At 29.4% G+C, this 13,035-nt stretch carries 10 protein-coding genes and 1 other annotated feature; of the genes, 7 read left to right on the top strand and 3 right to left on the bottom strand.

The features are described 5' to 3' along the window. The first annotated feature begins 103 nt into the window (after window positions 1–103). The 4 genes from tyrS to CUEA01_RS15760 all read left to right on the top strand — a co-directional run bounded on the left by tyrS (window position 104) and on the right by CUEA01_RS15760 (window position 4,342). Window positions 104–1,324, top strand: a complete 1,221-nt coding sequence (gene tyrS / locus CUEA01_RS15775; protein WP_234122641.1) for a tyrosine--tRNA ligase — start codon at window positions 104–106, stop codon at window positions 1,322–1,324. 74 nt (window positions 1,325–1,398) lie between these two features. After that, window positions 1,399–3,342 (top strand): hypothetical protein, encoded by a 1,944-nt coding sequence (locus CUEA01_RS15770; protein WP_234122640.1) that lies wholly within the window; start codon window positions 1,399–1,401, stop codon window positions 3,340–3,342. 33 nt (window positions 3,343–3,375) lie between these two features. Continuing rightward, window positions 3,376–3,648 carry an EscU/YscU/HrcU family type III secretion system export apparatus switch protein gene (locus CUEA01_RS15765; RefSeq protein WP_234122639.1) on the top strand — a complete coding sequence of 91 codons (273 nt, stop codon included), beginning with the start codon at window positions 3,376–3,378 and terminating at the stop codon, window positions 3,646–3,648. Between the two features lie 4 nt (window positions 3,649–3,652). Next, on the top strand, window positions 3,653–4,342 hold the full coding sequence (locus CUEA01_RS15760) for a metallophosphoesterase (RefSeq protein WP_234122638.1): 690 nt from the start codon (window positions 3,653–3,655) through the stop codon (window positions 4,340–4,342). A gap of 328 nt (window positions 4,343–4,670) precedes the next feature. Here the strand turns inward: CUEA01_RS15760 and CUEA01_RS15755 are convergent, their stop codons facing one another. Beyond that, window positions 4,671–5,423, bottom strand: a complete 753-nt coding sequence (locus tag CUEA01_RS15755; RefSeq protein WP_234122637.1) for a DUF2225 domain-containing protein — start codon at window positions 5,421–5,423, stop codon at window positions 4,671–4,673. A gap of 232 nt (window positions 5,424–5,655) precedes the next feature. Here CUEA01_RS15755 and CUEA01_RS15750 point away from each other — a divergent pair, with 232 nt between their 5' ends. Then, on the top strand, window positions 5,656–6,444 hold the full coding sequence (locus tag CUEA01_RS15750) for a GTP pyrophosphokinase (protein WP_234122636.1): 789 nt from the start codon (window positions 5,656–5,658) through the stop codon (window positions 6,442–6,444). Window positions 6,445–6,462: 18 nt separating this feature from the next. On the opposite strand, the gene CUEA01_RS15745 is transcribed toward CUEA01_RS15750, so the two are convergent. Further along, a complete protein-coding gene (locus tag CUEA01_RS15745; RefSeq protein WP_234122635.1) occupies window positions 6,463–7,575 on the bottom strand; it encodes an endospore germination permease in 1,113 nt (370 codons plus the stop codon). A 101-nt stretch (window positions 7,576–7,676) separates the two neighbouring features. Between CUEA01_RS15745 and CUEA01_RS15740 the strand changes: the two genes are divergently transcribed. Continuing rightward, on the top strand, window positions 7,677–9,080 hold the full coding sequence (locus CUEA01_RS15740) for a spore germination protein (protein ID WP_234122634.1): 1,404 nt from the start codon (window positions 7,677–7,679) through the stop codon (window positions 9,078–9,080). Next, window positions 9,077–10,189, top strand: coding sequence for a Ger(x)C family spore germination protein (locus CUEA01_RS15735; RefSeq protein ID WP_234122633.1), 1,113 nt, complete (start codon window positions 9,077–9,079; stop codon window positions 10,187–10,189). The genes CUEA01_RS15740 and CUEA01_RS15735 overlap by 4 nt, the downstream gene beginning before the upstream one ends. Before the next feature lie 139 nt (window positions 10,190–10,328). Here the strand turns inward: CUEA01_RS15735 and leuS are convergent, their stop codons facing one another. Beyond that, complete coding sequence (leuS, locus tag CUEA01_RS15730; protein ID WP_234122632.1) at window positions 10,329–12,767, bottom strand: leucine--tRNA ligase; 2,439 nt, start codon at window positions 12,765–12,767, stop codon at window positions 10,329–10,331. A 62-nt stretch (window positions 12,768–12,829) separates the two neighbouring features. Beyond that, window positions 12,830–13,025 (bottom strand) — a binding site (T-box leader). Window positions 13,026–13,035: the final 10 nt, after the last annotated feature.

The following is a 13,035-nucleotide window of genomic DNA, read 5'->3' as shown; positions in this document are numbered from 1 at the left end:
TTAATATATAAGTAAATGGAAATTATAGTGAGACTAAAATTGTGTATTTTGTGAATGTATAGTTTAGTTTCATTATATAGGTTATAAAAAAGGAGTGGTAGTTATGATTAACGTTTTAGATGAATTAATTGAACGTGGATATATAAAACAGTATACTCATGAGGAAGAAACAAGAAAGTTACTTGGAGAGAAAAAAATCACTTTTTATATAGGCTTTGATCCAACGGCTGATAGTTTGCATGTTGGACATTTTTTAGCACTAATGCTCATGGCACATATGCAAAAAGCAGGACATAGACCTATTGTTTTAATGGGTGGGGGAACTGCAATGGTAGGAGATCCTACAGGAAAAACTGACATGAGAAAAATGCTTACGAGAGAAGAAATAGAACACAATGTTCAATGTATAAAAAAGCAAATGTCAAGATTTATAGATTTTAGTGATGGAAAGGCTATACTTGCAAATAATGCAGATTGGCTTATGAATTTAAATTACATAAATTTTTTAAGAGAAGTTGGAGTGCATTTTTCTGTAAATAAGATGCTCACAGCTGAATGTTTTAAGCAGAGAATGGAAAAGGGGTTATCTTTCCTTGAGTTTAACTATATGCTTATGCAGGGTTATGATTTCTTTGAACTAAATAAGAAATATGACTGTGTAATGGAGCTTGGTGGTGATGATCAGTGGTCAAATATGATAGCTGGTGTTGAACTTATAAGAAGAAAGGAAAATAAACCTGCCTATGCAATGACATGTTCACTGTTAACAAATAGTGAAGGTAAAAAAATGGGTAAAACAGAAAATGGAGCACTATGGCTTGATCCAGAGAAAACAACACCTTATGATTTTTATCAATATTGGAGAAATGTAAATGATTCGGATGTAGGTAAATGTTTAGCAATGCTAACTTTTTTGCCTATGGATGAGGTTAAAAGATTATCTGCACTTAAAGATAAAGAAATAAATGAGGCTAAAAAAGTTCTTGCTTATGAGGTTACAAAGCTTGTTCATGGTGAAGAGGCAGCAAAAAAATCAGCAGCAGCTTCAGAAGCTTTATTTGGTCAAGGTAGCAATATGGAAAACGTACCTATGGTTACAATTACAGCAGATATGGCAAATGCACAAATTTTAGATGTTCTTGTTTATACCAAAATATTACCGTCAAAAGGTGAAGGCAGAAGATTAATTCAGCAAGGCGGTTTAACTTTAAATGATGTTAAGGTTGATGATTTTACACGGGTTTTAACAAGTGAAGATTTTAAAGATGGATTTGTTATGATTAAAAAGGGTAAAAAGAAATTTTATAAATTGAGCATAGAATAAAGTATATAGTGAACCAGTTTGACTATTAATTATTAGTTAAACTGGTTTCACTATAAAAATTAGAGGTGATAATTATGGCTAATACTTTAAATGTAAATAACTCATTAGTAAATAATAATTCTAAATTAACCAAGAAAATTTCCTTTAATATTGGTGAAACATTTACAGCAAAGGTTTTAGATGTAGATGGCAAAAGTGATGAAGTAACTTTAAGGACATCAGATGGATGGAATTTTAATGCTAAAGTAGATGGACTTAAGGATGAAACAAGTTATGGAAAAAATTCTAAGTTTATAGTTACTGGATTTGATGATGGACAGATAAAAATAAAATTTGTAGGTAATGATGAAGGACAAGCAAGCCCTGATACAGACTTAATAGAAGACACTATAAAGGAATTTGGACTGAAGCCATCCAAGGATAATATTGAGTTGTTAAAAGCACTTATTGATCATAATATACCTCTAACAAAAGAAAATATTTCTGAAATGAAAAACATTATAGATTTTAATAAAAAAATAGTTGATAATCCTGAAAAGGCTGAAGAATTTATTTTTAAATACATTGAAAGTAAAAATATAGATATTAATAGTGAAGAGGGCAAATTTACTTGTGATATGCTAAGGGATTTTGCTAAGAATTTAAAAAGTTTAGATTTGAATGATATAGTTACCTTATTTGAAAATAAGATTGATATAACAGGAGATAATATAAAAAGTTTTAATAAAATTTTTAAAGATGGTAACTCTTTGTATAACGAACTAAAAAACATTAATGACAAACTAAACAGTAATGAAATAGATTCTAATGATTTAAAACAAAATGGTATAGCGGAAAAAATCAAAGAGCATAATGATAATGTGCAACCAAAAGAGCTTGTGCAGGACGAAAATAATAGCAAAGCTATAATTGATGAAAATGAACAATCCAATAATTTAAAACAAATAGATTTTAAAGATATTTTGAAATCTGCAGAAAAGCAGAATTTGAATATTACTAAATTTGGAAAGTTAAATTTAGAAAATAACATTAAGGATTTAAATGTATTAACGGAAGTTCTAAATGAAAATTCAACAAATGGAAAAATAGAATTAGCAAATAAAAATGTTGATATTTTAGATACAATAAATAAGTTTATTTTAAACAATATAACAGAACTTCAAACAAGTGATTCAAAAGATTCTATAAGACAGTTATTGAAAGAAATAAATCCTGAAGTTAATATCGACGAAGCAAAGCTAGGAACAGTTACTAAACTTATAGATACACTAAGAAATGAAAGGCCTTCAGAAGGTTTAGATAATTCAAGCATTAAAAATAATGAAGTGGTAAAAAATTCACATGAACAAAATGATGAGGGTATAAAGAATGTGAATTACAATAAAGTTGAAAATGAATCCACAAAGGCAAATACGCTAAAATTAATAAAAGATATTATTGAGGGAAATAATAAAGGCGTAGATGGAAAAGCAGAAATTGTTAAGCAAGAGATAAATACCAAAATAAATAATATGAAAGAATTTATTAGCAATATTTTATCGGAAAAAAATAATGGAGTGCCATTGTCAGATAAAGTTGCTGAGATTATAAAGAATAATATAAATGATTTTAAAGTCTTTAATTCTGTAAGTGATCAATACTACTACATGGATTTACCAGTAAATAGCAGTCAAAATGATTATCAATGCAAGCTTATAATTAAAGATGATAGAAAATCAGGTAAAAGGGTAGATAGCAGAAATGTTAAAATAGTAACTTCAGTAAAAACAATTAATATGGGTGTTATAGATGCTTACATTAAGATCTTTAATAATAATTTAAATGTTAAGCTTAAATGTGATGAAAAGTGGAGCATAACGTTTAATGGGGCCAAAGAAATTTTGGCTAATAAAATGATTAATATGGGATATAGTCCTACCATATTAGTAGAAAGAAAAGATGAAGAAGTAAATTTAGCAAGTTGCAGAAGTTTTTTCAATGAAAATAATAATGTATATAAACTAGATATAAAAGTATAAGTTGAATTAATTTCATCGTAATGAGGTGGTTTTATGGCAAATGAACGAAAAAAAGCAGCTGCATTAAAATATGAAGCTGGATATGAAGCACCTATTGTAACAGCGGCAGGAATGGGGTTAATTGCAGATAAAATAGTAGAAAAAGCTGCAGAAAATGATGTGCCAGTTGTTTACAATAAAGAACTTGCAGATTTACTTTTAAATGTAGACGTTGGTTCTAATATTCCATATGAAATATATGATGTAGTAGCTGAAATAATTGCACATATTATGAATTTAGACGAAAAAGTAGGAAAAAGAAGGTGAATCAATGGCTTTATATGCTATTTCAGATTTGCATTTGGCACTTGAAACTGATAAGCCAATGGATATATTTGGCGAAGAATGGTTAAATCATGATGAAAAAATTAAAAATAATTGGATTGCTAAAATAAATAATGATGATACTGTACTTATTGCAGGAGATATATCTTGGTCAATAAATATTGAGGGTGGCAAAAGAGACTTGGAGTGGATTTATGAACTTCCGGGTAGAAAGATTATAGTAAAGGGAAACCATGATTATTGGTGGACGAGTATAAAAAAATTAAATAATATGTATGACAATATATTTTTCATACAAAATAACTTCTTTGTATATGAAGATTATGCAGTATGTGGTACAAGAGGTTGGATAAATAAAGATATGGAAAGCTTTAATGAGCACGATGAAAAAATATATAACAGAGAAATTATAAGACTTAGGCTATCTCTAGATGCAGCTATAAAGGCTGGATATAAGAAAATAATAGTTATGATGCATTATCCGCCTTTTAATGATAAATATGATGATAATGAATTTACGGAAGTTATGGAGGAGTACTCTGTAGAAAAGGTTATATATGGACATATGCATGGACCTATATTAAAAAAGATAAAAGGATGTATTGTTAAAAATAATGTTCAATATATGCTAACATCTTGTGATTACTTAAATTTTGATCCAATGAAACTCTTCTAGTTAGAACCAAAGTGTAGTGCAAAATCAAAGAACCTTTGGCAGGTGTAGAAAAATAATATTAGTGAATAGCGGCTCAAAATCCTAAATAAAATTAGTAAAACTAAGCGGCAAATTTTTTAAAGCTTAAGAGCTTTCGATAACTCGCAAAGATTAGCTCAGACAATCTAAAGCTCTAAAGCTTAAAAAAATTTCCCACTAAGTTTTATGCAATTTTATTTTAGAAATTTTTTCGCCACTATTCCCTAACATTATTTTTTTCTACACCTACCAAAGGTTCTTTGATTAATCCACTACAGCTTTGTTTCACAATATACAATTATTTTATAACTTAAAAAAACTTTGAAAAAATACCTTTCTTTTTGTCGTCGTCATTTTCAAGTAAGGTTTCTTCAACATTTCCTTTTTGTAAGGCTCTTATTAAATCTTTTTGCTCTCTTGCTTTGTTTTTTAGTTTTTGATCTGCATTTGTTTCGCCTATAACTTGTCCGAACCAGATCAAAGCTTCTTCATTATTTCCAAGTCTTCTATTAAGTTCGCCAATTAAATAAAGCATAGCAAACCTTGATAATCCGTACATTGGAAAAGATTCAGAGGTATATGCTTCGGTAAAAGATTCTAGGGCGTTTTTTAAAAAAGATAATTCAAGTTGTTTATTTCCTGTTAGTCTATACATCCAGGCGAGTTTTAAGCAATTCATTCCCTTTTTACTGCTCGAAGCATTAATTGCAGTGTAATTTAAAAGTGAAAGTTTAAAACGCTCTATAGCAATATTTACATTGTATATGTTAGGATAACTTTTAGGATGCCATTTGCTAGAAATTTTACTTATAACTAATTCTTTTTCAGATTCACGTATTTTAGGGAAATCATGTTTCATTGCCGTATAACCACAAGTATTACACATCCATATATCATAGAAATATGGATTTATTTTTCCGTATTCAATAAAAAAATCAGTATCTTGCCCTAATATTCTATATGAAGATTTTTTTACAGCACGTACTTTGAAGGTACTTTCGCATACAGGGCAAGTTACGGTTTTATCGTATAAATAAGCTAATTCGTCATTTTTATTTTCCAAGAAATCACCTCTATCATAAGATCAAAGAATTCAATATTATCATTATATCAAAAACAGTTTAAAAAACATAGTTTTATTTAGTATGCCTTAAATAATTAGGTTAAGGAATATTAAAAAGTAACAAAGAGATTTACAGTTTACATTGAAAAAATTTTTTATGTGCTATAATATATTATTGGAGTTAAAAATAATAAAAATTTCTATATTACCTCTTTAAAAAAGGAGAAGTTAAATGGCAAAAGTTGAATGGAAAACATTTCTGATACCTTATGAACAAGCGGTTGAAGAGATTAAAATTAAATTGAAAAGTATAAGAAAAGAGTATAGAAAAAGAAATGAATATTCACCAATAGAATTCGTTACTGGGAGAGTAAAAGAAGTTTCAAGTATATTGGAAAAGGCAAATAAATGCAATATTCACATTGATAAAATTGGTGAACAAATGGAGGATATAGCGGGGATTAGAGTTATGTGTCAATTTGTTTCGGATATTACTAAAGTCGTTAGTATTATAAGAAACAGAAAAGATATGGAAATAATGTACGAAAAAGATTATGTACAAAATGTTAAAAAAAGTGGGTATAGAAGTTATCATGTAATAGTTAAATATACTGTTAATATGGCAGAGGGACCTAAGGAAATACTTGCTGAATTACAGATAAGAACCTTAGCTATGAATTTTTGGGCAACTATAGAACATTCATTAAATTATAAGTATAAAAAGGATATTCCAGAAGATATTAAGAAGAAGCTTCAAGCAGCTGCAGATACAGCATTTCAGCTTGATGAGCAAATGCTAGAAATTAAGGATGAAATTATGGATGCACAAAAGTTATTTGAAGTAAAGTCCAGTTTAATTTCAAATATACTGGATAATATTGCTTCACTAATATCGCTTGGGCAGATTTCAGATGCAGCAAGATGTAGAATTAAACTCAATGTGCTTATTGAAAAAGGGGAAGTCTTGGAATTAAACAACTTGTTTGAAGTTACTGAGAACTTGCTAGGAAAAGAAAAATAAAAGAATAGAGAAGAATATCTATATATTCTTCTCTATTTCTTTGTTTTTATGTGAATTCTTGTTTTGTACTTCTGATTTTAAAATATATACTGAAAATATTACAGCAGGAATAACTATAAAATTTGCAAAGGCAATGTAGGTGTAATAATTCAAAACTTTAAATAGAATTATGGTTTTTTGGCTTAAAAATAATGAAGCTAAAAATACAATTAGGCTGATTATATAGCTATTATATTTATAAGTTATTTTTAATTGCTTTGAAAGTATATTGAGTGAATAGAAGGCCAGTATGTATTTAATAAACCAACCACCCACTATTTGTAGTAAAGTATATATTTCGCCACTTTCTATAAAGTCAAAGTAATTGATAAGTTGACTTTGTACAAGTCGTGGATAATAGATGCTATTTAAATATTTTGAAGAGAAACACATTTCAAGTCCTGAAATTGCTATTAATTGTACTGCTATAACTATAGCTAATCCTATAACAATAGGTTTAGCTAATTTTTTTTTGTATTTTACTTTAAACATAATTGGAAATAGTATGCCAAATCCTGAATATAAAGCTAAACCTTTAAAAATGCATACAATAAAATTTTGATTTATTCCATTTTTTAATATGGGAAGAATATATTTTATATTTCTATATTTTAATAAAAGTAAAGCTAAATCTATATCGGATATTAAAAGTAAAGTTATACCTATAAAGGTTATAGCAAATATGGAATTCTCACCTTTAGAGACTGTATACAAGGCTGGAAGTATAAAAAACAATAGCAAATACCACTGGGGTGTTTCAAGTAGTATATTTATGTGCAAAATATTGGTTATTACTGAGGCACCTTCAATTAAAGTTAAAACTAGGGTTATGTAAAATAAAAATAAGAAAAGTGTTCCTAAAATTTTACCAAGTGATGAGCAGTATATTGTTTTTAAATCTGTTTCTTCAGAAAATGAAAAAGCTTTTATTGGCAATAATGAAAATAACAATAGTAGTATCGATGAAAAAATGAGAACTATCCAGGCATCTCTTTCGGCAATTGAAGTTAATAAGGTAGGATATGTTTGCATAGATATCAATGCTGTTCCTATAACTATAAAGATTAAATGATTTTTATTAATATTTCTCATAATTGCGACTTCCCCTTCAGCTAAAATATATGCTCTTATTATTTTCAAACACTGTGAATATTATTCAATTATTTAGAAAATAATAATCTTGGGTGGTCGATATGAATGAAGAAAATTTAAATTTTATAAAAGAAAAGTTTAAAGGAAATGTAGATGTAAAGTATAGAGTTGTAGAATGTGAAAATGGAACAATAAATATGATTTTTATCGATAATTTATGTGATTCGAAATTTATAAGTGAATATATAGTTGCACCTATACTTTTAAATAAAAATCATATTAAAGGAATATCTGATTTAAAAAACAATTCACTTTTTGCATTTTCTATAGGCGATGTTAAGGATAGGACAGATGCTGCACTTCATATACTATCTGGAGATGTGGTAATAGTAGCAGATTTTTTTGAGAAAATGATGTTTTGTGAAGCAAAAGGATTTGTAAGAAGATCTGTAGGTATACCAATAACTGAAGGCGTAATTAAGGGACCAAGGGAAGGATTTACTGAGGCCTTTGTAGATAATATATCTCTTATACGTAGAAAAATAAAAAATGAAAATTTGAAATTTGAAAGTGTTTATTTAGGTGAAAAATCACAAACTGTAGTTGTTGTAGCATATTTGAAGGGAATTGCACCAGAAAGGCTTGTTAATATTGTAAAAAGTAAAGTAAAACAAATCAATGTTGAATACTTACTTGAGAGCAATTATATAGAAGATAAGCTGAAAAATAAGAAAACTGTATTTGATACTGTTGGATATAGTGAAAAAGCAGATGTAGTTGCAAATGAGATTTTGAGTGGAAAAGTAGGTGTAATAGTTGATGGAACACCATTTGTAGTTACAGCTCCATATTTTTTTTATGAAAATTTTCAAGCTGCAGATGATTATTATTTAAATAAATATTTTGTTAATTTTTCAAGAATTGTAAGATGGATAGCTTTTTTTATAGCAATGTTTGCACCGGCTTTATATATAGCTATAACAACATATAATTTTGCTGTAATCCCATCTACGTTTATTTTTAGACTTTCGCTGTCAAGAGCTGGAATCCCTTTCCCAACTGTAATAGAACTTTATATTATGATGTTTTCCTTTCAAGTTTTGAGGGAAGCTGGAATAAGACTTCCACAGCCAGTTGGTCAGGCGATAGGCATAATAGGAGGATTAATTTTAGGAGAATCAGCAGTTGGTGCCGGATTAGCTTCTGAAATTACAATAATAATTGTTGCACTTAGTTCTATATCATCATTTTTAGTTCCTAAGTTATATGGGGCTATTGCAATTTGGTCACCAATAATGGTTTTATTTGCTGCATTTTGCGGTTTACCTGGTTTTTATATTGGGGTTTGTGTGCTTATTGCACATCTTGGATCATTAAAATCAATAGACTATCCTTATATTTTCCCAATTGGAACACCTAGAAGAGTTAAAAGCAATGATGAAATTTTAAGGGGGGATCTTGATAATATATATGGTGACAGTTTAAAGGGTGGTGACGGAAAATGAAAAAAAAAATTGCAGCAATATTTTTAATGCTAATTTATATGGCTACATTTACAGGTTGCTTTAATTATGCTGATTTAGATAAGATATTGTTTGTAACCGCAATAGTTTATGATATTGAGCCTGATAATAGTATTGATGTGTATTTGGAAGCTTTTATGTCTCAAAGAACCATTTCAAAAGGAACTGAGAAGGCACAAAGATTGATTTTTAAAGGTAATGGTAAAACAGCATTTGAAGCTATAAAAGATATAAATTTGAGATCTAGCTATAAGATAAATTATACTCAAAACAAAGCTATCATATTTTCAGAAAAAGCTGCTAGAGCGGGTGTAAAGGAATTTATAGATATTGAGAGAAGAAATCATGAATTTTATTTAAAACCATATGTTGCAGTTTATTTAGGTAACATACAAGATTTGCTTCAAGGTGGTTTTAAAGAAGAGGATTATGTTGGGTTTTTGTTAAATGATTTAATGAACAATGAAGGGCAGGCATCAAGAGCAATAAGGCTTCAATATAGGGATTTTTTAAATACTAGAACAGAGCCAGATAGAGTTAATGTAATGACTGCAATAACTGTTGATAAAACTAAAAATAAAAATTCAATTGAACTTAATGGCGGCGCGGTGTTTAAAAACGATAAAATGGTTGACAATATTGATAAATCAGAAACTCAAGCTTATAATTTTATGATTGGAAAGGTGCAGGCTGGTTCAATGGAGGTTTTAGATCCAACATCTAAAAATGCTTTTATTTCACTTGATATATTAAAAAGCAAAACTAAAACGGATGTTGTACCTTATAAAAATAAAGTTGAAGTAAACAAAAAAATGGATGTTAAAACAAGTATAGCTGAAAGTCAAAATTATATAAATCTTGATGAAAAAACTATAGAAAAAATACAAGAAAATGCAGAAAAAAATCTTATTAATAATTCAAAAAAAATATTTGACAAGTATAAGAAAAAGGGGATAGACATATTTAATATAGAAGATGATTATGAAAACAAGTATAAAGTTCGTAAACCTAATTTAATAAAAAGCTCCGAACTACATATTGAACCAAATGTTATAATTGAAGGCGGAGGAAAATCAGGAACGTTTAATTAAAATAATGATGGGTAAGAGTATCACAAAATATTAAATGAAAAACTTTAAAGACCATTGATGTTTCAGCAAGTTATTGAAACATCAATGGTCTTTAAAGTTTTTACCTAAGATTTATAAAATTTTATTTAAAACATTATAATTATTTAACTACTACGTTTACTAGTCTGCCCTTTATAACAATGACTTTAACAACTGTTTTATCAGCAATAGCAGTTTTCACATTTTCGTCATTTAAGGCTGCATTTTGGATTTCTTCTTGTGATAAATTACTTGGTATCATTATTCTTGTTTTAATTTTACCATTTAGCTGAACAGCTATTTCAACTTCGTCTTTAACTAATGCAGCTGCATCAAATTTAGGCCATCCTTCATTAAATACAGAATAATTCATACCTATAGCATTCCACTCTTCTTCACTAAAGTGAGGAGCAAAAGGTGCAAGTAATTTTATAAAGTCAACAACAACTTCTTTTAAGAAAGTAGAATTTTTGTTGCTTTCATTTAAATATTTTGATAATGCATTTGTAAATTCCATTATTCTAGCAATACAAGTGTTAAATTGGAATTTCTCCATGTCTTCGGTTACAGCTTTTATAGAATGATGCCTTACAAAATTAAGTTCTTTTTCTGAAGCACTCATTTCTGTTTTTGAATTGCTTGAGTTTTTGATTTCATCATTGCAGGAAGCTAAAACTCTTTCAACTCTATCAACAAATTTTGATATTGATTTTATTCCATCATCGCTCCAAGCTCCGCCTTCTGTATAATCAAAACCAAACATTAGATACATTCTAAATACATCTGCTCCATACTCAGATATATAATCATCTGGAGAAATTGTATTTCCCTTTGATTTACTCATTTTTAAACCATCTGGACCAAGAATTAAGCCTTGGTGTCTTAATGATAGGAATGGTTCATCAAAGTTTAAATAACCCATATCTCTTAAAGCTTTTGTCATAAATCTAGCATATAAAAGATGCATGCAAGCATGTTCTGGTCCACCTACATATTTATCTACTGGAAGCATTTCATTTATTAAAGCTTTATCAAATGCCTTTTCACTGTTTTTGTTATCAGGATATCTTAAATAGTACCAAGATGAACATACAAAGGTATCGAGAGTATCTGCCTCTCTTGTTGCATGACCACCGCATTTTGGGCATGTAGTGTTCATGAAAGCTTCTGATTTTGCTAGTGGTGATTTTCCATCTGGTGCAAATTCAACGTCATAAGGAAGTTCAACAGGAAGCTGGTCTTCAGGCACTGGAACTATTCCACAATGTTCACAGTAAACAACAGGAATAGGAGCACCCCAATATCTTTGTCTTGATACAAGCCAATCACGAAGTCTAAAGTTTACTTTCCATTTGCCTAGTTTTTCTTTTTCAAGCTTAGCAACTATAGCTTCTTTAGCTTCCTTTCCACTTAATCCATTAAAATCTTCACTGTTTACAAGTTTTCCATACTCAGTATAAGGAAGATTTTCTCCGCCTTCAATAACTCTTATTATAGGAAGTTCATATTTAGTAGCAAATGCGAAATCTCTATCATCATGAGCAGGAACAGCCATAACAGCACCAGTACCATAGCTGTATATTACATAATCGGCAATCCAAATTGGAACTTTTTTACCGTTAACAGGGTTTATTGCATAAGACCCAGTAAATACGCCTGTTTTTTCCCTTGTAATTGATTGTCTTTCTATTTCAGATTGTTTTTGTGATTGAAGTTTATATTCTTCTACAGCTTCTTTGAACTCAGATTTTGTTAATTCTTCTGCAAGAGGACTTTCTGGGGCAAGAACTACATAAGTTACTCCAAATAAAGTATCAACTCTTGTAGTAAATACATCAAAGGTTACATCGCTGTCACACACTTCAAAAGTAACTTCAGCACCTTTGGATTTTCCTATCCAATGCTTTTGCATAGCTTTTGTTTTTGCTGGCCAATCAAGATCATCAAGTTTCTCTAACAATTCATCAGCATAATCTGTAATTTTAAAGAACCATTGAGTTAAGTCTTTTTTTATAACTTCAGAATTGCATCTTTCACAGCAGCCATCAACAACTTGCTCATTTGCAAGAACTGTATTACAGCTAGGGCACCAATTTACAGGAGCTTTTTTTCTATAAGCTAAACCTTTTTCATAAAGTTTAAGGAATAGCCATTGAGTCCATTTGTAGTAATCAGGCATGCAAGTAACTACCTCGTTATCCCAGTTAAACATAGCTCCCATTGCCTTAAGTTGTTTTTCCATAGTGTCAATGTTTTTTAAAGTTGAATCTTTTGGATGGATTCCAGTCTTTATAGCATAGTTTTCAGCAGGAAGACCAAAAGCGTCGAAACCCATTGGTTGGAATACATTATATCCTCTCATTCTCTTAAATCTTGCCCAAGAATCAACAGGACCATAATTAAACCAGTGTCCAGCATGGAGTTTTGCTCCAGAAGGGTAGGAGAACATTTCAAGTACGTATAATTTTTCACCCTCATTGTTTTTATCAAACTTATAAAGGTTAGTTTCTTCCCATTTTTTTTGCCATTTTTCATCGATTTTTGTACTGTAATTACTCATTTTAGTTTTGACCTCCATAAATATATTTGAACTTTATATAATACAAAAAAGCCTTCATCTCATTATGAGACGAAAGCTTAACTTCCGCGGTACCACTCAAATTAGGAAAATACCTCACTTAAAAATTTAACGGTTATCCCGTATTTGCTTTTAACAAATAAGCTCCCAAGCAAGTTCATATTTATCATTACTGTTTTTCACCACGCAACAGCTCTCTAAAAATGATTGCATATTACTACTCTTGTTCTATGCTGTAAAATATTTTATT

It is taken from the genome of Clostridium hydrogenum (assembly GCF_021432385.1).
Taxonomy (GTDB): Bacteria; Bacillota; Clostridia; order Clostridiales; family Clostridiaceae; genus Clostridium_S; species Clostridium_S hydrogenum.
The sequence above is the reverse complement of the archived record's forward strand: the minus strand, read 5'-3'. Positions and strand labels throughout refer to the sequence as shown.